A 20,079-nucleotide genomic window follows, 5' to 3' on the forward strand; every position below is an offset into this window, starting at 1 on the left:
CCGACCAGCCTAACCGCAACCAGGAATACCCAGGAGCCAGCATTTGCTTGATGCATACGTATGAATAGCGCACCTCTCCCCCAGAGACCTCGCCCGTCCGACCGCGTCGAACCCGACGTGACGGCCGACCTGGCGGCCTTCCGCCAATCGTTCCGGCGGCACGCGGCGGGAGTCGCGATCATCACGGCTCAACTGCCCGACGGCACGCCCGTCGGCTTCACCGCGACCTCGCTGGCCTCCCTCGCCGCCGTCCCGCCGCTGGCGACCTTCAACATCGCCCGGTCGGCGTCGAGCTGGCCGGCGATCGCCGAGACGGACCGCGTGGTCATCCACATGCTGGGAGTGCGCAATCGCGAGGTGGCCGAGAAGCTCGCCGGCGACAACGCGAGCCGGTTCGACGGAGACCACTGGTACCGCGGACCGCACGGGCTGCCGGTGATCAAGGACGTGACGAGCTGGATGGTCGGACGCATCGTCGAGCGCGTGCACGTGCACAACAACGCAGTGGTCGTGGTGCAGATCGAGGAGGGCGGACTCGGCGACGACGACGAGGCCCTGCTCTACCACGAGCGCCGGTACCTGACCCCGGGCGAGACCGCCTAACCGTCCCGGCCCGCCGGGGCCCCCGCGGCCGCCGGCCTACGCCAGGCAGTTCGGGCCGAGAAGGCCCTTGAGCTCGCCGAACAGGTCCGCGCTAACCGTGACCGGCTTCGGCACCTCGAACACACGGGCGACCTGGCCCTTCACCAACCGCAGGCGCACCTCGTTCTCGCCGGTGTGCCGCGCCAGCACCTCGCTCAGCGCGGTCACCGTGTCGGTGGTCGCGCGCTGATCGGGCATCGTGATCACGAGCGGGCCGGTTCCGAAGCTCTGCCCGAGATCGGGCGCCATGAGGCTGAACGCATGGATGTTCATCCCGTCGTCGCGCATGCTCACGCGGCCGCGCACGACGACGATGGCGTCGCCCTGGAGCATCGACGAGAACTCCTGGTACGCCTTGCCCATGAACATCACAGTGATCTCGCCGCCGAAGTCCTCGACCGTGATCATGCCGTACTGGTTGCCGGACGCCTTGGCGACCCGGTGCTGCACGCTCGTCACGAGGCCCGCGATCGTCACGGTCTCGCCGTCCTGGATGCTCTCCGACACGACGAGATCGGCGATCGACGTGCTCGCGAGTTTGGCCAGCTGGAGCTCCAGACCGGCCAGCGGATGATCGGAGACGTAGAGGCCGAGCATCTCCCGCTCGAACGCGAGCTTGTCGCGCTTCGCCCACTCGGGACGCTCGGGTACGTGATGCTGGGAGGCGTTGGGCTCGTCGTCGCCCCAGAGGCTGTCGAAGTCGAAGCCGACATCGCCGTTCGCCTCGTTGCGCTTGATCTTGACGGCCGACTCCACCGCGTCCTCGTGCACCTCGACCAGCGAGCGGCGCGTGGCGCCGAGCGAGTCGAAAGCGCCGGCCTTGATCATCGACTCGACCGTGCGCTTGTTCGCGGCGTGGATCGGCACCTTCGTGAGGTAGTCGTGGAACGACTCGAAGCGCCCCTTGCTCTCGCGGGCCGCCCGGATGCCGTCGACGACGTTGCTCCCGACGTTGCGCACGGCTCCCAGGCCGAAGCGGATGTCGGTGCCGACGGCGGCGAAGAAGCCGATCGACTCGTTCACGTCGGGCGGCAGCACCTTGATGCCCATGCGGCGGCACTCGTTGAGATAGAGCGCCATCTTGTCTTTGGAGTCGCCGACACTAGTGAGGAGGGCGGCCATGTACTCGGCGGGATAGTGCGCCTTGAGGTAGGCGGTCCAGTAGGAGATGACTCCGTACGCCGCCGAGTGGGCTTTGTTGAAGGCGTAGTCCGAGAACGGGAGGAGGATCTCCCAGAGCTTGTTGACGGCCTCCATCGAGAACCCGTTCGCCTGCATACCGCCGGCGAAGCCCTCGAACTGCTTGTCCAGCTCCGACTTCTTCTTCTTGCCCATCGCGCGACGCAGGATGTCTGCCTGGCCGAGCGAGAAGCCGGCCACCTTCTGCGCGATCGCCATCACCTGCTCCTGATAGATGATCAGGCCGTAGCTGGTGGAGAGGATCTCGGCGAGCGGCTCGGCGAGCTCGGGGTGGATCGGCGTGATCTCCTGGAGCCCGTTCTTGCGCAGCGCGTAGTTGGTGTGCGAGTTGGCGCCCATGGGGCCGGGGCGGTACAGCGCGATGAGGGCCGAGATGTCCTCGAAGTTGTCCGGCTTCATCAGACGCAGCAGCGAACGCATCGGGCCGCCGTCGAGCTGGAACACGCCCAGCGTGTCGCCCCGCGAGAGCAGGTCGTACGCCCCGCGGTCGTCCAGCTCGAGGTCTTCGAGCACGAGCTTCTCGCCGCGGTTGGCCTCGATGTTGTCGAGGGCGTCGTTGATGATCGTGAGGTTGCGGAGCCCCAGGAAGTCCATCTTGATCAGGCCGAGCGACTCGCACGCGGGGTAGTCGAACTGCGTGACGATCTGGCCGTCCTGCTCGCGCTTCATGATCGGGATGATGTCGATCAGCGGATCCGACGACATGATCACGCCGGCCGCGTGCACACCCCACTGGCGCTTGAGGTTCTCGAGACCGAGCGCCGTGTCGAAGACGGTCTTGGCCTCCGGGTCGCTCTCGACGACGGCCCGGATGTCGACGGCCTCTTTGTAGCGCGGGTGCGCCTTGTCGAAGATGCCGGTGAGCGGGATGTCCTTGCCCATCACGGGCGGCGGCATCGCCTTCGTGAGCTTGTCGCCCATGCCGAACGGGAAACCGAGCACGCGCGAGGAGTCCTTGAGCGCCTGCTTCGCCTTGATGGTGCCGTACGTGACGATCTGCGCCACGCGCTCCTCGCCGTACTTCTCCGTGACGTACTTGATGACCTCACCACGGCGGCGGTCGTCGAAGTCGACGTCGAAGTCGGGCATCGAGACGCGGTCGGGGTTGAGGAATCGCTCGAAGATGAGGCCGTGGCGCAGCGGGTCGAGGTCGGTGATGCGCATCGCGTAGGCCGCCATCGACCCCGCACCCGACCCGCGGCCGGGACCGACCCTGATGCCGTTGCGCTTCGACCAGTTGATGAAGTCGGCGACGACGAGGAAGTACCCGGGGAAGCCCATCTGCGAGATCACGCCGATCTCGTAGTCGGCCTGCTTGCGCACCTCGTCGGTGATGCCGCCGGGGTAGCGCTCGTGCAGCCCCTTCTCGACCTCCTTGACGAACCAGGTCTGCTCGTTCTCCCCCTCGGGCACCGGGAAGCGCGGCATGTAGTTGGCCTGCGTGTTGAACTGCACGTCGCACCGCTCGGCGATGGCGAGCGTGTTGTCGCAGGCCTCCGGATGATCGCGGAACAGCTGGCGCATCTCGGCCGCCGACTTGAGGTAGAACTCGTCGGCGTCGAACTTGAACCTGTTGGGATCGTCGAGCGTCGACCCGGACTGCACGCAGAGCAGCGCGGCATGGCTCTTGGCGTCGGCGGCGTGCGTGTAGTGGAGGTCGTTGGTGGCGACGAGCGGGAGATCGAGCTCCTTCGCCAGCCGGAGGAGGTCGCCCATGATGCGGCGCTCGATACCGAGGCCGTGGTCCATGATCTCGGCGAAGAAGTTCTCTTTGCCGAAGATGTCGCGGAACTCGGCGGCGGCCTTCTTGGCCTCGTCGTACTGGCCGAGTCGCAGTCGCGTCTGCACCTCGCCGGACGGGCATCCGGTGGTCGCGATGATGCCCGACGAGTATGTGTTCAGCAGTTCGCGGTCCATGCGGGGCTTGAAGTAGTAGCCCTCAGTCGAGGCCTTCGACGACATGCGGAACAGGTTGTGCATGCCCTCCGTGCTCGCCGCGAACATCGTCATGTGCGTGTACGCGCCCGAACCGGAGACATCGTCTCCCCCGCCGTCGCCCCAGCGCACCCGCGTGCGGTCCGTGCGGTGCGTGCGCGGCGTGAGGTAGGCCTCGGTGCCGATGATCGGCTTGATGCCCGCGTCGGTGGCGGTGCGCCAGAAGTCGAAGGCGCCGAACATGTTGCCGTGGTCGGTGACAGCGACCGCCGGCATGCCCTGCTCGACGGCCGCCTCGACGAGCGGCTTGATGCGCGCTGCGCCGTCCAGCATCGAGTACTCGCTGTGGACGTGGAGGTGGACGAACGAGTCGCTAGAGGACAAGCTACTTCTCCTGTGGGGCCGTGGTGAGGGTTAAAGACTACGTCGGGCCTACGACGCTCGGAGCACATCCAATGCGTGTTGCAGGTCGGCCGGATACCCGGTCGTGAAGGTCACCCATTCGCCGGTGCCCGGATGCTCGAAGGCGAGCTGCACGGCGTGCAGCCACTGCCGCTCGAGGCCGAGCCGGGCGGAGAGCGTCGGGTCGGCGCCGTACATCGAGTCGCCGACGCACGGGTGGCGCTGGGCTGCCATGTGCACCCGGATCTGGTGCGTGCGACCGGTCTCGAGGTGGATCTCCAGCAGGCTCGCCGACGGGAACGCCTCGATCGTCTCGTAGTGGGTCACCGATGGCTTGCCGCCGGCCACGACGGCGAACTTCCAGTCGGAGCGCGGATGGCGGCCGATGGGGGCGTCGATCGTCCCGACGAGCGGATCGGGATGGCCCTGAACGACGGCGTGGTAGATCTTCTCGACCGTGCGGTCGTGGAAGGCGCGCTTGAGCGCGGTGTAGGCGCGTTCGGACTTGGCGACCACCATCAGGCCGCTCGTCCCGGCGTCGAGGCGGTGCACGATGCCGGCACGTTCGGCGGCTCCGGAGGTCGAGATGCGGAAGCCGGCGGCCGACAGGGCGCCGAGCACGGTCGGGCCCTCCCAGCTCACGGCCGGATGCGCGGCGACCCCGACCGGCTTGTCGATGACGACGATGTCGTCGTCATCGTGGACGATCGTGAGGTCGGGCACGGCGATCGGGACGATCTGCACCTCGGCCTTGGGCTGCCAGCTCACCTCGAGCCAGCCGCCGGCCTGCAGCCGGTCGGACTTGCCGGCCTCGCGGCCGTCCACCGTGACCCCACCGGCCTCGACGATCTCTGCGGCGAAGCTGCGCGAGAAACCGAGGAGTTTGGCCAGACCGGCGTCGACCCGGACGCCCTCGAGGCCGTCCGGAATCGGAAAGCTGCGGGACTCCATCCCTAGTCGGTCGGCTTCTCGCGCGGCGCCGGCTCGATGGTCTCGGGCACGGCCGGCCCGGCGGCCGAGCCGGTGTCCTCCGATGCGGGGATGGGCGCCTGCTGCGAGCCGTCTGCGACGACGTCGTCTCCGCCGGCCTCAGCGGCGATCGCCTCGGACGCCGCCTCCTCCTCGTCGTCGGTGCGCTTGCCGTCGAGCCCGATGCCGCGGATGGTGAGGATCAGGAAGAGCACCATGCTCGACACGATTGCCACGTCGGCGAGGTTGAAGATGGCCGGCAGCAGTGGGATCTGCAGGAAGTCGACCACGTGGCCGACCCCGAAGCCCGGCTCCCGGAAGAGCCTGTCTGTCAGGTTGCCCAGCAGGCCGCCGAGGAGGAGGCCGAAGAGCACGGCCCAGGCCATCGAGCGGATGCGGGGGGCGTACCAGATGACGAAGCCGAGAACACCGACGCCCACGATCGAGAAGATCCAGGTGGACCCGCTGCCGATCGAGAACGCGGCGCCGGGGTTCTTGACGAAGTGGAACTGCAGGAGCTGTCCGAGGACCTGGACCTGCTGACCCTCGAAGAGGTTCTGCACCACCAGGAGTTTGGCGATCTGGTCGACCAGGTACACGCAGAGCGCGACGATGGCGAGAACGACCAGGGCCCGGACGCTGACCTTGGCCCTGGAGGGGCTAGCCTCCAAAGCCCTGGAACGTCGGAGGCTGCTCCTGGCCCGACGCGGAGTCGCCGCCCGAGGCGGAGACCGGGGCGGGAACGGGTGCGTTCTGCGAGCCGGTGTCGGTCGACGACGCGGCCGGGGCAGCGTAGCTCCCGGTGCCGGCTGCCGACGAGCTGTCCAGGTCGCGGAGCTGGCCCTCGATGTAGCTCTTGAGCTTCTGGCGGTAGTCCCGCTCGAAGCTGCGCAGCTCGTCGATGCGGTGCTCGAGGAGCGCGCGCTCCTGGTCGAGCGAGCTGATCTGCGCGCGCTGCTTCGACTCGGCCTCGGCGACGATGCGGGCGGCGGTGGCGTGGCCTTCCGCGATCAGCGCGTCGCGCTTCTCGACACCTTCGCGCACGTGCTCCTCGTGCAGGCGGCGCGCCAGCTGGAGGAGGTTGTTCGTGCTGTTCGGGTCGACGGCGCTCGTGTCGACCGGCGCCGCGTACGCGGCTGCTGCCGGAGCTGCAGCTGCTGCCGGAGCCGCGGCGAGGCGCTGCTTGAGCTCCTCGTTCTCGGCGCGCAGGGCCTCGAGCTCGGCGGAGTTGTCGGGGGCGGCGGCGGCCGCGGGGGCCTGGCCTCCGCTGCGCTGCAGCTCGGCGATGCGGGACTCGCTCGCGACGAGGCGCTGCTTGAGCTCCTCGTTCTCCTGGTTGAGTCGACGCAGTTCGACGACGACCTCGTCGAGGAAGTCGTCGACCTCGTCCTGGTCGTAGCCCTCACGGAACTTCGTCGGTTGGAACCGCTTGTTGACTACATCTTCCGGAGTCAGCGCCATGGCAAGCCACCTTAGATCTTGAGATACGAACAAAGAGTGCGTTCAGCCAACGCTAGCAAAGTGCGCGGGGGAAGCGCACGCTGCCGCACTCACGTGCGTCGGCTCGTCAACCATACATCCCGAGCGCGTCTGCGAATGCGCGCGACTCTCGGCTACAACGCGGCCGTGACGTACAGAAGGATGATCACCAGGAGCATGGTGAGGCTCCAGCCGAAGTCGATGGCGATCGGGCCCATCGACAGCGGAGGGATGAGCCGGCGGAAGAACTTGATCGGCGGGTCGGTCACCACGTACGCGCTCTCCGCGAGGACCAGGCCGACCCCGCGCGGGCGCCACTGCCGGCTGAACGTGCGCACCAGATCGAGGATGAACCGTGCCCAGAGCACGAAGAAGTAGATGAGCAGCACGTAGTAGAGGATGCTGGCGACGAGGGAGACGACGAACACGAGGTTAAGTATGCGTGAAAGCGCACCGTCCCCGGACAGGGGCGGTGCGCGATCCGGTAGCTGGCGGCGTCAGGCCTGCGCGAAGAACGACGCGTCGACCTCGGCGTCCTGCCCGCCGTGCTCGCCTGAGACGACCACATGCGACGGGGAGAGCAGGAAGACCTTGGGCGTGACGCGCTCGATCTTGCCGTAGAGACCCTGCGAGAGCCCGCTGGCGAAGTCGATCAGGCGACGGGCGTCGCCTTCGCTCATCTGCGAGAGGTTGATGATGACGGGGATTCCCTCACGGAACGACTCGGCGATCGCCTGGGCGTCGCGGTACTGGCGAGGGTGGACCGTGAGAATCTCGTTCATTTCCTGGACCGAAACATTCCGTGCGGTGGATGACTTGCGCAGCGGGGTCACCGGGGCGCGGCCGGTCACGGGTGCGACCGGGGTGGGGTGAGGAACCGGGGCGACGGGAGCCTGGTGCTGCTGCTGCGGCTGACGCTGCTGCGGCTGCTCCTGGGGCTGCTCGTCGTACTCGAGTTCTTCGTCGGCGAGGCCGAGGTAGACCATCGTCTTCTTCAGCGGGTTGGACATTCGATCCTCCGTGTAGACCTGTGCGCCGACGCTTTCGCACGCACTACGAACCTTCTCTTCGAGATTAACCGGCGACCGGCCGATTCCCGGTAATGGCGGTGCCAATGCGAAGGTGTGTCGCTCCTTCGGCGATGGCGGCCGGGTAATCCTGACTCATCCCTGCTGAGATCCGATCGGCGTCGGGAGAGAGTGCCCGGACACGTTCGCTCGCGGCACGCACACGGGCGAACGCCCGCTGCGGCTCTTCGCCGAGCGGCGCGACGGCCATGACTCCGAGCAGTCGCAGGCCCGGGGTTTCGAGCACGCGGTCGACGAGTGGTTCGAGATCGCGATCGGCGACCCCGCCGCGAGCCGGATCGTCCGTCAGGTTGAGCTGCACGAAGCAGTCGATGTCGCGTTCGTCCGAGCGGAGCGCATCGACGAGCGATGCCCTGTCGATTGAGTGGATCACATCCGCGTAGGCGCGCACCTGGCGCGCCTTCTTGCTCTGCAGCTGACCGACGAAGTGCCACCGCAGCGGCAGGTCGGCGAGGTCCGCCGCCTTGGCCTGCGCCTCCTGGTGGCGGTTCTCCCCCACATCGGTGACGCCGAGCTCCGCGAGCTCGCGCACCAGCGCCGCAGGGTGGAACTTCGTCACCACGATGGTGGTGAGCTCGTCCGGCGAGCGTCCCGCCGTCCGGGCGGCATCGGCGATGCCGGCCCGGACGAGCTGGAGACGCTCGGCGAGCGGGCTACTTGAGGAAGTCGGGGATGTCGAGGTCGTCATTCTCGTCGTCGAACGCCGGGTCCTTGGGTGCGGTCTCCGTGACGGGGCTCTCGGCCGCCGCCCAGGTGTCGGTCGACGGAGCCGGGATGTCCTCGGCGTCGAGGGCGGCCGTGCTCGCGAGAGCCGCGCCATCGTCGGCGCCCGCCTCGACGAAGCTCGCACGCCGGTTGTCGACGGCCTGGGCACTGTTCGGCTCGCCACCGTCGAAGCCGGCGGCGATGACCGTCACCCGCACCTCGTCGCCGAGCGTGTCGTCGATCACGGCACCGAAGATGATGTTCGCCTCCGGGTGCACAGCCTCCTGCACCAGTCGCGCGGCGTCGTTGATCTCGAAGATGCCGAGGTTCGAACCGCCCTGGATCGACAGGAGCACGCCGTGCGCGCCGTCGATGCTCGCCTCGAGCAGCGGAGATGCCACCGCGAGCTCGGCCGCCTTGATCGCGCGGTCCGCCCCCCGGGAGGAGCCGATGCCCATCAGCGCGCTTCCCGCGCCCTGCATGACCGACTTGACGTCGGCGAAGTCGAGGTTGATGAGGCCCGGCGTGGTGATGAGGTCGGTGATGCCCTGCACACCGGCGAGGAGCACCTGGTCGGCGGTCGAGAACGCCTCGAGCATGCTGATGCCGCGGTCGCTGATCTCGAGCAGGCGGTCGTTGGGCACGACGATGAGGGTGTCGACCTCTTCCTTCAGGCGCTGCACACCCGCCTCCGCCTGCTCCGAGCGGCGCTTGCCCTCGAATCCGAACGGCTTGGTGACGACACCGATGGTCAGCGCGCCGATCGACTTGGCGATGCGAGCCACGACAGGCGCGCCGCCCGTGCCGGTTCCACCGCCTTCACCGGCGGTGACGAAGACCATGTCGGCGCCCGCGAGGGCCTCCTCGATCTCCTCCGCGTGGTCCTCTGCAGCACGGCGGCCGACCTCGGGGTCCGCTCCGGCGCCGAGGCCGCGGGTGATCTCACGACCGACATCGAGCTTGACGTCGGCGTCGCTCATGAGGAGCGCCTGGGCGTCGGTGTTGATGGCGATGAACTCGACGCCGCGAAGGCCGAGTTCGATCATCCGGTTGACGGCATTGACGCCGCCACCGCCGATGCCGACGACCTTGATCACGGCGAGGTAGTTCTGGTTTGATGTCACGTCCGGCCTCCGCTGGGAACCTTCAACCTCAAGTCGAGGCTTAAAGTTATGCTCAGTATGCAATTCCTGATTCGACGTTAGGTGCGCATGGCCCGCGGCCCCGTAGCGCGCCAGGCGTGTCGGAAAAGATCGCCATCAGCGACCCCTTCGGGCCTCACCCCGTCGTCACGCTGTGCGGCGACGACACGTTGTACAGGCGCGCGCCGCCGGCGCTCTTGAGGAGAGCGGTGAGGGCGGCGGCCTTCAGGTCGGAGTCGTCTGCGCTCCCCCACACAACCTTCGCACCACTCGAGCGCAGTGTGAAGCTCACGTCATCTGCGGTCGTGGCCGACACCGTGTCGACGCGCGCGAGCAGGGCGGCGGGGAGCGATGCGAGCACGTCGGAGGCCGCGGCGAATCCGGATTTGGCGTCCGACTCGGCCGGCTCCCCCGTCGCGGTGATCAGCGGGTAGCCGCCCGGGCGCCCCGCACTCGTCGCGATGGTGACCTTGGCGGCGTCGACGAGGGCGAACGAGCGGCCGACGGCGACGACCCCGATCGGCTGCCGTTCGACGATGCGCACGACGATCGAGTTGGGCGGGTGACTCTCGACGCTGTAGCTGCGGATGAGCGGGAAGGCGGCGAGGTCGCCACGGATGGCGGCCTGGTCGACCAGCGGAAGCGGACGGCCGATCTGATCGGCGAGCGCCTTGGTGACCGTCGCGGCGGCGATGCGGGAGGTGCCGGTGACCGTGATCGTCTTCAGCGCCATGAGCGGAGAGAAGGCAGTGAGCCCGACGCCGATGATCAGCGCGGCGAGCGTGCCGAGGCTCGCCAGCCACACCATCCGGCGGCGGCGCGAGCGCTTGGTGAAGCGCCGCACCTCGCCGCGTTCGAGGCGTGCCCGCTCCTTGCGGGCCTCACGCAGCGACCGGCTGATCTCGCGGTTCGAGGGGATGCGTTCGATCGGCTCCCGCGCGGGCTCCTGCCGTGCCTTCTCCCGAGCCCTGTCCCGGGACTTGTCCCGGGCACCGTCCTGAGCCCTCTCCTGTTGACCGTCCACCGGCATCGACCGCTCCGGCAGCAGCCGCTGCACCGGGATCGGGTCCGTCGCCGGCTCGGCCTCCGACTGCGGCGCCGACGGAGGAGCCTGCGGCTCCGGCGGCCGGTCGAACCCCTGGGGACGCTTCATACCGACGGTTCCGCTAGCCGCGGGCGCGCTGGAGCGACTCGAGGAGCTGCGGGACGATGCGATACACATCGCCGCAGCCGAGCGTGATCACGAAGTCGCCGTCGCGCGCGATCTCGGCGGTGTGATCGGCCGCCGCCTGCCAGTCGGCGATGAAGGCGACGTGCTCTGGGTGCTCGAACCGGTCGGCCACCAGAGCGCCGGTCACACCGGGTTCCGGATCTTCGCGCGCGCCGTACACGTCGAGCACGACTGTCTCGTCGGCGTAGGTCTCGAGCGTGTCGGCGAACTCCTGGGCGAACAGGCGCGTGCGGCTGTAGAGGTGCGGCTGGTGCACCGCGATGATGCGACCGGAGCCGACGACGGTGCGGGCGGCCGACAGCGCAGCCGCGACCTCCGTCGGGTGGTGCGCGTAGTCGTCGTAGACGCTCACGCCGCCGACGGTGCCGTGCAGCTCGAACCGGCGCTCGGTGCCGCCGAACTGCGCGATCGCCGCGAGCGAGGCCGCGGGTTCGAAGCCGAGCCCGGTGAGTACCGCGAACGCGCCCGCGGCGTTGATGGCGTTGTGGCGCCCCGGGATGCGCAGCTGCGCGGAGTAGTCGGCGCCCGCGTGGCGCACGGAGAACGCGACGGGGCCGTCGGTGACGATCGAGTGCACGCGCACGTCGGCGTCCTCGGCCTCGCCGAACGTGATGACCTTCTTGCCGGCATCCTGGGCTCGGAGCTTCTCGGTGACGGCCACGGCGCCGGCATCGTCGGAGGAGACGACGACGAACTCCCCGGCCTCGCGGGCGAACGTCACGAAGGCGTCCTGGAAGGCCTCGAGCGACCCGTAGTGGTCGAGGTGGTCGGGGTCGACGTTGGTGATCAGGGCGACCGCGGTGTCGTAGAGCAGGAACGATCCGTCCGATTCGTCCGCCTCGACCACGAACAGCTCGCCGGTGCCGGTCTGCGAGCTCTTGCCCAGCGACTCGATCACACCGCCGTTGACGAAGCTCGGGTCCTCCCCGAGGCCGAGCAGGCCGGTGATGATCATTCCGGTCGAGGTGGTCTTGCCGTGCGCGCCTGCGACGGAGACGAGGCGCTTCTTGCTGATCAGCCAGGCGAGCGCCTGCGAGCGGTGCAGCACGGGCAGACCCTTCTGCAGGGCCAGCTGGTACTCGGGGTTGTCCTGCCAGAGAGCGCCCGTGACGACGAGCGTGTCGGCGTCGCCGACGTTGGCGGCGTCGTGCCCGATCGCGATGGTGGCGCCCAGGTCCCGGAGTGCGAGCACATTCGACGACTCGCGCACGTCGGAACCGGTCACCGTGTACCCCGCCTCGAGGAACAGGCGCGCGATCCCGCTCATCCCCGAGCCTCCGATGCCCACGAAGTGCAGGGCGCCGAGGTCGTCGGGGAGGGTCATGGTGAGGTCGGGCTTGATCACGAGTACTGCTTTCCTTTGCGGGTGAAGGGCACCATCAAGTATGACGGTACGCGCTCTAGAGCGAGCTTCGGATGAGCGACACCATGCGGTCCGAACCGTCGCGCACACCGGCGGTCGCGGCGCGCTCGCCCATGCGGGTGACGCGCTCGCGGTCGGCGAGCAGCGGGAGGAGCTCGGTGTCGACCCACCCGGGGAGGAACGCTGCGTCGTCCACCAGGATTCCCCCGCCGGCGGCGACGACACCGGCGGCGTTGAAGCGCTGCTCGCCGTTGCCGACCGGGTAGGGGACGTAGACGGCAGGGATGCCGAGAGCTGCGAACTCGCTCACCGTGGCCGCGCCGGAACGGGCGACGGCCAGGTCGGTGATGGCGAACGCCAGGTCCATCCGGTCGCAGTAGTCGACGAGGCGGTAGCCGTCGATGCCGGGGTCGGTGAGCTCGCCGCGGCCGCCCTGGATGTGCAGCACCTGGTAGCCGGCGCCGGTGAGCGCCGCGGCGCGGTCGGCGATCGTGGAGTTCAGCCGGCGCGCGCCGAGCGACCCTCCGGTCACGAGGATGGTGGGGCGGCCGGCGTCGAGCCCGAAGAAGGCGGCTGCCTCCGGACGGGTCGCCGCGCGGTCGAGCTCCTCGACCTCGACCCGGAGCGGCATCCCGACGAAGGTCGCATGGGGAAGCGCGGTGCCCTCGAAGGCGACGCCGACGAACGGCGTGTACCGGGCGCCGAGACGATTCGCGAGGCCCGGCTTGGCGTTCGCCTCGTGCAGCACCAGCGGGATGCCCGCCTTGCGCGCGGCGGAGTAGGCCGGGGCGGCCGCGTAGCCGCCGAAGCCAACCACGGCGTCGATGGCGCGCTGCTCGATGAGAGAGCGCACCGTGCCGATGGTGCGCCGGTACTCCGCGGGGAACCGCAGGGCCGCTGCGTTCGGGCGCCGCGGGAACGGCAGCTTCGGGATGGTCGCCAGTTCGTAGCCGCGCTCCGGGACCAGCCGCGCCTCGAGCCCCTCAGCGGTGCCGAGCACCAGGATCTCCGCGGCGGGGTCGTCACGGCGCAGCCGGTCGGCGACGGCGAGCAACGGGTTCACATGGCCGGCGGTTCCACCGCCGGCGAGGAGGTACCGCGTCACGCGTCGGCGCCGATCGAGGAGCGGGCGCCCTGGCGCCGGTCGGCGGCGGGCCGGCCGTCCTGCCGACGGGCCGCCTTCCCGGTCTCACGGGCGAAGGACAGGACGATGCCGATTGCGATCATGGAACTGATCATCGCAGTTCCTCCTGCAGAGATCAGTGGGAGCGGAACTCCGAGCACCGGTATGACGCCGAGCACCACCGCGATGTTCACGAACGCCTGGCCGATCAGCCACACCATGATCGCCGCCGTCGTGACGCGTGCGAACGGGTCGTTCGACGCGTGGATGATGCGCAGGAACACGACGGTGAGGAGCACGAACAGGATCAGCACCACGATCGCGCCGATGAGGCCGAGCTCCTCGCCGATGATGGCGAAGATGAAGTCGGTGTCGGCCGCCGGGAGCCACGACCACTTCGAGTGCGAATTGCCCAGCCCGACACCGAAGACGCCGCCGGACGCGAGCGCGTAGAAGCCGTTGTCGATCTGCCAGTTGACGTCGGGGTTGGCGGTGCTCGCACCACCGAAGAGCGCGGCGATCCGGCCGAGCCGGCTCTTGCTCGACACGGCGACGAGCACCGCGACGATCGCGACCGCCACCGTTCCGAAGGCGAGATGGCGCAGCTTGACCCCGGCGAAGAACAGCGCGCCCAGCACGATCGCGGCCATGATGACCGTCGTTCCGAGGTCACCGCCGAGGATCACGAGCAGGATCGCGCCGCCGCCGATCGGCACGACCGGCACGACGACGTGCTTCCACTGCCCGAGCAGGTCCTTCTTGCGGGCCAGCACCACGCCGAGCCAGACGACGAGCGCCACCTTGATGGCCTCCGACGGCTGCAGTGTCTGGGAGCCGATCCGGAGCCAGTTGCGGTTGCCGCCGATCTCCACGCCGAGCGGGGTGACCAGCACGAGGAGCTGCAGGAAGCACGCGGCGCCGAGAAGGATCCAGATGGACTTCTTCCAGAACCGGCTCGGCAGCCGGGAGACCAGGAACATCAGCGGCAAGCCGATGAGCGTGTACGCCCCCTGCGACCAGAAGCGTGAGAAGAAGTTGTCGGTGTCGTTGTGCGACTCCACCGATGACGACGAGAGCACCATCACCAGCCCGAACACCACCATGAACAGCGTGATGCCGAGCAGCAGGAAGTAGTTGGCGGACTCGGCCTGCATCGCCCGGCCCAGGGAGATCCTGGCCGTGAGGGCTCCGATGCGGGAGGAGGTCCTACTCTCCTCCTGGGTGCGAGGCGGAGTGCTCATCCGCCTCACCTCCAAAGAACTCGTTGACGGCCGCCTGGAAACGGCGACCGCGCTCTGCGTAGTCGGCGAACTGGTCCATCGAGGCCGCAGCCGGCGCCAGGAGAACGGTGTCTCCGGACTGTGCGACCCCGCCGGCCAACTTCACCGCCGTCGGCATGACCTCATCAGTTTCGTCGGCGTCGACCTCGTACACGGGCAGGCCGGGCGCGTGTCGTGCGAATGCGGAGCGGAGGGCCTCACGGTCGACTCCGATGATCACGGCGGCACGCAGCCGGGCGGCGTGGCGCTTCACCAGATCGTCGATGTCGACACCCTTGAGCAGGCCGCCCGCGACCCAGACGACCGACTCGTACGCCCGCAGGGAGGCATCCGCCGCGTGCGGGTTCGTCGCCTTGGAGTCGTCCACCCAGCTCACGCCGCTCTCGATGCGCACGAGTTCGATGCGGTGGGCGTCCAGGCGGAACGCCGTCAGCACATCCCGGATGACCCCCGGGGCGATCCCGTAGGAGCGTGCCAGCGCACTTGCTGCCAGGATGTTCGCCACCACGTGCGGCGCGGCGAGACCGGCGTCCCGCAGTTCGTCGATGGTGGTGAGCTCGATCGCGCTGGTGAAGCGGTCGTCGAGGAACGCGCGGTCGCAGAGGATGCCGTCGACGATGCCGAAGTCGCTCGGTCCGGGAACGTCCAGGCCGAAGCTGATGGCGCGTGCGCCCTCGATCACTTCGGCATCGCGGACCATCTGCTCGGTGGCGGGGTCGGCGCGGTTGTACACGCACGCCACCTGGGTGTTGTCGTAGACCTTGGCCTTCGCCGCGCGGTAGGCGTCCGCCGAGCCGTGCCAGTCGAGGTGGTCGTCGGCGATGTTCAGGCAGGCCGACGAATACGGCGACAGCTCGCCGCCGCGATTGCGGTTGACCCAGTGCAGCTGGTAGCTGGAGAGTTCGACGACGAGCACATCGAACCCCTGCGGGTCGCGAATGGCGTCGAGCACCGGGATGCCGATGTTGCCGCAGGGAGCCGCGCGGTAGCCGCCGGCGACGAGCATGGTCGCGGTGAGCTGCACCGTGGTGGTCTTGCCGTTGGTGCCGGTGACCGCGATCCAGTCGGCCGGGCTGCCGACCTTGTCGCGCAGGCGCCAGGCGAGCTCGATGTCGCCCCAGACGGCCGTTCCGCGCTGGTCCGCCCAATCGAGCAGCGGATGGTCGTGGTGGAAGCCGGGCGACACCACGATGAGCTCGGGATCGAACGCCGTCAGCCGTGCCGGCGGAGCGGCGAGGTCGGCCTCTTCGAGGAGTTCGGCGCCGATCACCTCGAGGAGCATCGCGCGCTCGGGATCGGCCTTCGCGGTGACGACGAGCACCTCGGCGCCGAGCTCGACGAGGGTGTCGGCGACCGAGAATCCGGTGACGCCGAGACCGTAGACGGCCACCCGGAGCCCCCGCCAGTCCGACCGCCAGCTGGTCAGACCGGCCAGCCGTTCGTCGATTTCGGTCACGTTGCGAGCCATTCGAGATAGAAGCTGCCGACGCCGGCGGCGACGAGCAGTCCGCCGATGATCCAGAACCGCACGACCACGGTGACCTCCGCCCATCCCTTCAGTTCGAAGTGATGGTGGATCGGGCTCATCAGGAAGATACGTTTACCTCTGGTGAGCTTGAAGTACGCGCGCTGCACGATGACCGAGCCGGCCTCGATGACGAACAGTCCGCCGATGAGCACCAGGAGGAGCTCGGTGCGGCTGAGGATCGCCAGGGCGGCGACCGCCCCGCCGAGGGCCAGCGAACCGGTGTCACCGAGGAAGATCTGCGCGGGCGACGTGTTCCACCAGAGGAAGCCGACGACGGCTCCGACGATCGCCGTGGCGACGATCGCGAGGTCGAACGGATCGCGCACGTCGTAGCATTTCTCGACGTTCGCCGGATCGAGCTTGAGGTTGGAGCACGACTGGATCGACTGCCAGAACCCGATGATGATGTAGGCGCCGATGGCGAGGATGGACGCGCCGGAGGCGAGACCGTCGAGGCCGTCCGTCACGTTCACGCCGTTCGACGTCGCGGCGACGATGAAGTTGATCCAGATCAGGTAGAGCCCGTAGCCGACGATGACGCCGATCGCACCGAACTTCGTGATCGACATGAAGTCGATCGGCAGATCGCGGATCAGCGAGACGCTCATCGTCGCCGGCGTGTAGCCGTTGCCGTTCGGGAACATGATCGCCAGGAACGCCCAGACCGTGGCGACGATCACCTGGCCGGCGACCTTGGCCCAGCCGGTGAGACCGAGGCTGCGTTCACGGCGGGTCTTGAGGAAGTCGTCGATGAATCCGACGATCCCGAGCCCCACCATGAGGAAGAGGACGAGCAGCGCAGAGACCGAGGTCTCGTCGCCGGTCAGCAGCAACGCCACGAAGTAGCCGAACAGCGTACCGAGGATGACGACGATGCCGCCCATCGTGGCGGTGCCGCGCTTGGCGTGGTGGCTCTGGGGTCCGTCGTCGCGGATGAACTGCCCCCACTGCAGCCTGCGGAAGAGCCGGATGAAGACCGGGGTGAGGAACAGCGTGAACGCCATCGACAGTGCACCGGACGTCAGCAGAGCTCTCACGAGAACAATTCTCCCAGTCGATCACCCAGAAACCGCAGGCCGGCCGAGTTCGAAGATTTCACGAGCACCGTATCCCCCGCGACCAGGGCGGTCTCAAGGTGTTCGAAGGCGTCGTCCGGCGTGTCGAAGTAGAGCGACTCGCCGTCCCACGACCCCTCGTTGATGGTCGAGATGTGCATCCGGCGGGCGGCGGGGCCCACCACGATGAGCTGGTCGATGCCGAGACGGACGGCGAGCAGGCCGATCCGGTCGTGCTCCTTCCCCGAGAACTCGCCGAGCTCGCTCATCTCGCCCAGCACGGCCACCGTGCGACCGCCCGGCTCGGCGATCTGCGCGAGCGTCTTCAACGCCGCGGCCATCGAGTCGGGGCTGGCGTTGTAGGCGTCGTTGATGACGGTGACGCCACGGGCTCCGCCCAGCACCTCCATGCGCCAGCGCTCGGCGCGCTGCACGGTCTGCAGGGCCGCCACGATGTCGTCGATGCCGACGTCGAGTGTGTGGGCGGCCGCCGCGGCCGCGAGGGCGTTCATGACGTGATGCTCGCCCAGAACACGGAAGCGCACGGCGCGCTTCTCGCCGTTCGGGAGGTGGAGGGTGAAGCTCGTGCCCGCCGCGCTCGAGACCACGTCGGTGGCACGCACCTCGGCCCGCTCGTCGAGGCCGAACCAGAGCACCCGGGCGACCGTCTTGTCGGCCATCGAGGCGACCCGGGGATCGTCGAGGTTGAGCACGGCCACGTCGGTGTCGAGCAGGTCGCTGACCATCTCGGTCTTCGCTGCAAGCGTCGCCTCGATGCCGCCGAACTCGCCGGCGTGGGCGAGGCCCACCTTGAGCACCACACCGATGTCGGGCCGGGCCATGCGCACAAGGCGCGCGATCTCGCCGATGCCGCTCGCGCCCATCTCGGCGACGAGGAACTGGGTGTCGTCGGTCACCTCGAGCATCGTCACAGGGGCGCCGACCTCATTGTTGAACGAGGCGCGCGCGGCGATGGTCGGACCGACCTGCTCCAGGATGGCGCGCAGCAGGTTCTTGGTCGTCGTCTTGCCGTTCGATCCGGTCACGCCGACGATGCGCAGGGTGCCGGCCGCGCGCACGCGCGCGATCACCTCGGTCGCAAGATCGCCCAAGGCAGCGACGGTGTCGTCGACGAGCAACTGCGGAGCCGCGACGTCCAGCACATGGTCGACGACGATGAGGGCGGCGCCGGCCTCCACGGCCTGGGGCACGAACAGGTGGCCGTCGGTGACCTCACCCGGCTTGGCGAAGAAGAGCGTGCCCGGCACGACCTCGCGTGAATCCGTGGTCGAGAGCCCGTCGACGATGGTCTCGGGGGTGACGCCGGTGCCGTCGAGCACCAGACGACCCCGCGTGGCCGCGGCGATGTCGGCCAGGGTCATCGCGATCATCAGAGCCACCCGGCCTCTCGCAGAGCGAGCTTGGCGTCGTCGCGTGCCGAATACGGGATGCGCTGACCGGCAACTTCTTGGTAATCCTCGTGGCCGGGACCGGCGTAGAGCACGATGTCGCCCTCGTCGGCCAGAGACAGCGCCTTGCGGAACGCCGCGCGGGGGTCGGCGACCTCGTAGAGCTCGAGCTCGGGCACGGCCCCGCGGGCGCCGGCGAGCAGCGTCGCACGGATGGCCGCCGGGTCCTCCCAGCGCGGGTGGAAGTCGGTGATCACCACAGCATCCGAGCCACGCGCGGCGATGGCGCCCATGTCGTTGCGCTTGGTGGTGTCCCGGTCGCCGTCGGCGCCGAAGACCATCACGATCTTGCCGTCGGTGACCTTGCGCAGCGCGCCGAGGGTCGAGAGGAAGGCGTCGGGGCTGTGGCCGTAGTCGATGAACACGACGGGACCGCGGTCGCCCGAGATGCGCTCCGCGCGGCCGGGGATGAAGGCGTCGATGCCGCCGTCGCGTTCCAGAGCCGCGCCGATGGCGTCGAGATCGTAGCCGGACTCCACCAGCATGACGATCGCCAGCGCGGCGTTCGCGGCCATGTACGAGCCGAGCAGCGGGACCTGCGTCTGCAGCATCCGGCCGTCGGGGCCCTCGAGGACGAAGGCCGTGTGGTCGACCGTCTCCTCGGTCACCGACATCGTCCACTCGGCGTCGCCGCCGGCCGAGGTCGAGAGCGTGGTGACCGGGATGCGCGACTGCTCGACGAGCGAGCGCCCCCAGTCGGAGTCGACGGTGACGACGCCGCGCCGGGCACGGTCGGGCTGGAACAGCTCGAGCTTCGCCTCGAAGTAGTCGCTCATCGACTCGTAGTCGTCGAGGTGGTCGTGGCTCAGGTTGGTGAAGCCGACGACGTCGAACACGATGCCGTCGACCCGGTGGCGGCTGAGCGCCTGCGCCGAGACCTCGATGGCGACGGCCCGCACGGCGGCCTCGCGCATCCGGGCGAGCAGGGCGTGCAGCTCGCTGGCCTCGGGGGTGGTGAGCTTGCTGGTGATGGCGGTCTCGCCGATCCGCCGCTCGGCCGTCGAGCTGAGGCCGGAGACCACGCCGAGCTGCCCGAGGATGGCATTGAGCAGGTAGACGACGCTGGTCTTGCCGTTCGTGCCTGTGACGCCGAACAGGGTGGCCGAGTTCTCGTCGGTCCGGAAGATCCAGGCGGCGACCGCGCCGAGGGCCGCGCGGGCGTCCGAGGTCACGATCACCGGGAGTCCCGACGCGGCGGCGAGCTCTGCGCCCTCCTCGTCGGTGAGTACTGCCACCGCTCCGGCCTCGGCGGCCGCGGTCGCGAAGCTCGCGCCGTGCGCGTTGCGGCCGGGCACCCCCACGTAGAGGTCGCCGGGTTCGACGGCCGAGGTCGCGAGCGCGACACCGGTCACCTCCACGGCGTCGAGGTCGCCTCGATAGTCCAGCCCGAACTCCGCCACCAACTGTGCGAGCGGTCGGGCGACGGGATGCTCGGGGCGCAGAGAAGAGGGCGCCGGTCCTGTCACGG

17 protein-coding genes are annotated in these 20,079 nt (G+C 68.8%); 1 reads left to right on the plus strand and 16 read right to left on the minus strand.

From position 1 onward, the window contains the following. Positions 1-60: 60 nt before the first annotated feature. Positions 61-603 (plus strand): flavin reductase family protein, encoded by a 543-nt coding sequence (locus tag PKE84_RS06170; RefSeq protein ID WP_271176351.1) that lies wholly within the window; start codon positions 61-63, stop codon positions 601-603. A 36-nt stretch (positions 604-639) separates the two neighbouring features. Here PKE84_RS06170 and dnaE read toward each other — a convergent pair whose 3' ends face one another. The 16 genes from dnaE to PKE84_RS06250 form a co-directional block, all read right to left on the minus strand. Then, the gene (gene dnaE / locus PKE84_RS06175; protein ID WP_373877121.1) at positions 640-4,110 is read right to left on the minus strand and encodes a DNA polymerase III subunit alpha; all 3,471 of its coding nucleotides are present in this window, start codon (positions 4,108-4,110) and stop codon (positions 640-642) included. 99 nt (positions 4,111-4,209) lie between these two features. Then, positions 4,210-5,130 (minus strand): RluA family pseudouridine synthase, encoded by a 921-nt coding sequence (locus tag PKE84_RS06180; RefSeq protein WP_271176353.1) that lies wholly within the window; start codon positions 5,128-5,130, stop codon positions 4,210-4,212. A gap of 2 nt (positions 5,131-5,132) precedes the next feature. Further along, positions 5,133-5,819 (minus strand): signal peptidase II, encoded by a 687-nt coding sequence (lspA, locus tag PKE84_RS06185; RefSeq protein ID WP_271176354.1) that lies wholly within the window; start codon positions 5,817-5,819, stop codon positions 5,133-5,135. Further along, positions 5,809-6,609, minus strand: coding sequence for a DivIVA domain-containing protein (locus tag PKE84_RS06190; protein ID WP_271176355.1), 801 nt, complete (start codon positions 6,607-6,609; stop codon positions 5,809-5,811). Before PKE84_RS06190 ends, lspA begins: the two co-directional genes overlap by 11 nt. Positions 6,610-6,761: 152 nt before the next feature. After that, positions 6,762-7,055, minus strand: a complete 294-nt coding sequence (locus PKE84_RS06195) for a YggT family protein (protein WP_271176356.1) — start codon at positions 7,053-7,055, stop codon at positions 6,762-6,764. 69 nt (positions 7,056-7,124) lie between these two features. Beyond that, positions 7,125-7,637, minus strand: a complete 513-nt coding sequence (locus tag PKE84_RS06200) for a cell division protein SepF (RefSeq protein ID WP_271176357.1) — start codon at positions 7,635-7,637, stop codon at positions 7,125-7,127. Between the two features lie 64 nt (positions 7,638-7,701). After that, on the minus strand, positions 7,702-8,403 hold the full coding sequence (locus PKE84_RS06205) for a YggS family pyridoxal phosphate-dependent enzyme (RefSeq protein ID WP_271176358.1): 702 nt from the start codon (positions 8,401-8,403) through the stop codon (positions 7,702-7,704). Then, positions 8,369-9,544 (minus strand): cell division protein FtsZ, encoded by a 1,176-nt coding sequence (ftsZ, locus tag PKE84_RS06210; protein ID WP_271176359.1) that lies wholly within the window; start codon positions 9,542-9,544, stop codon positions 8,369-8,371. The genes PKE84_RS06205 and ftsZ overlap by 35 nt, the downstream gene beginning before the upstream one ends. 154 nt (positions 9,545-9,698) lie before the next feature. Beyond that, positions 9,699-10,715, minus strand: coding sequence for an FtsQ-type POTRA domain-containing protein (locus tag PKE84_RS06215; RefSeq protein WP_271176360.1), 1,017 nt, complete (start codon positions 10,713-10,715; stop codon positions 9,699-9,701). 13 nt (positions 10,716-10,728) lie between these two features. Continuing rightward, a complete protein-coding gene (murC, locus tag PKE84_RS06220; RefSeq protein WP_271176361.1) occupies positions 10,729-12,138 on the minus strand; it encodes a UDP-N-acetylmuramate--L-alanine ligase in 1,410 nt (469 codons plus the stop codon). Between the two features lie 55 nt (positions 12,139-12,193). After that, positions 12,194-13,261, minus strand: a complete 1,068-nt coding sequence (locus PKE84_RS06225; protein ID WP_271176362.1) for a UDP-N-acetylglucosamine--N-acetylmuramyl-(pentapeptide) pyrophosphoryl-undecaprenol N-acetylglucosamine transferase — start codon at positions 13,259-13,261, stop codon at positions 12,194-12,196. Next, positions 13,258-14,520: a putative lipid II flippase FtsW gene (gene ftsW, locus PKE84_RS06230; RefSeq protein WP_271176363.1), complete on the minus strand. Its 1,263-nt coding sequence runs from the start codon at positions 14,518-14,520 to the stop codon at positions 13,258-13,260. Before ftsW ends, PKE84_RS06225 begins: the two co-directional genes overlap by 4 nt. Next, positions 14,486-16,015 (minus strand): UDP-N-acetylmuramoyl-L-alanine--D-glutamate ligase, encoded by a 1,530-nt coding sequence (gene murD / locus PKE84_RS06235; protein ID WP_271176364.1) that lies wholly within the window; start codon positions 16,013-16,015, stop codon positions 14,486-14,488. The genes ftsW and murD overlap by 35 nt, the downstream gene beginning before the upstream one ends. Then, on the minus strand, positions 16,012-17,124 hold the full coding sequence (mraY, locus tag PKE84_RS06240; protein ID WP_271176365.1) for a phospho-N-acetylmuramoyl-pentapeptide-transferase: 1,113 nt from the start codon (positions 17,122-17,124) through the stop codon (positions 16,012-16,014). Before mraY ends, murD begins: the two co-directional genes overlap by 4 nt. Continuing rightward, positions 17,121-18,533: a UDP-N-acetylmuramoyl-tripeptide--D-alanyl-D-alanine ligase gene (locus tag PKE84_RS06245; RefSeq protein WP_271176494.1), complete on the minus strand. Its 1,413-nt coding sequence runs from the start codon at positions 18,531-18,533 to the stop codon at positions 17,121-17,123. Before PKE84_RS06245 ends, mraY begins: the two co-directional genes overlap by 4 nt. Then, complete coding sequence (locus tag PKE84_RS06250; protein WP_271176366.1) at positions 18,533-20,077, minus strand: Mur ligase family protein; 1,545 nt, start codon at positions 20,075-20,077, stop codon at positions 18,533-18,535. Before PKE84_RS06250 ends, PKE84_RS06245 begins: the two co-directional genes overlap by 1 nt. Between the last annotated feature and the right edge of the window lie 2 nt (positions 20,078-20,079).

This window comes from Leifsonia poae (assembly GCF_027921845.1).
In the GTDB taxonomy this organism is placed as follows: Bacteria; Actinomycetota; Actinomycetes; order Actinomycetales; family Microbacteriaceae; genus Leifsonia; species Leifsonia poae.

Bases quoted from the DNA above. Each gene is read 5' to 3' on its own strand.
- PKE84_RS06200 (WP_271176357.1), bottom strand. From the start codon at position 7,637: ATGTCCAACCCGCTGAAGAAGACGATGGTCTACCTCGGCCTCGCCGAC.
- PKE84_RS06180 (WP_271176353.1), bottom strand. From the start codon at position 5,130: ATGGAGTCCCGCAGCTTTCCGATTCCGGACGGCCTCGAGGGCGTCCGG.
- ftsW (WP_271176363.1), bottom strand. From the start codon at position 14,520: ATGAGCACTCCGCCTCGCACCCAGGAGGAGAGTAGGACCTCCTCCCGC.
- PKE84_RS06190 (WP_271176355.1), bottom strand. From the start codon at position 6,609: ATGGCGCTGACTCCGGAAGATGTAGTCAACAAGCGGTTCCAACCGACG.
- PKE84_RS06170 (WP_271176351.1), top strand. From the start codon at position 61: ATGAATAGCGCACCTCTCCCCCAGAGACCTCGCCCGTCCGACCGCGTC.
- dnaE (WP_373877121.1), bottom strand. From the start codon at position 4,110: ATGCTGGACGGCGCAGCGCGCATCAAGCCGCTCGTCGAGGCGGCCGTC.
- PKE84_RS06215 (WP_271176360.1), bottom strand. From the start codon at position 10,715: ATGAAGCGTCCCCAGGGGTTCGACCGGCCGCCGGAGCCGCAGGCTCCT.
- PKE84_RS06205 (WP_271176358.1), bottom strand. From the start codon at position 8,403: ATGACGACCTCGACATCCCCGACTTCCTCAAGTAGCCCGCTCGCCGAG.
- PKE84_RS06245 (WP_271176494.1), bottom strand. From the start codon at position 18,533: ATGATCGCGATGACCCTGGCCGACATCGCCGCGGCCACGCGGGGTCGT.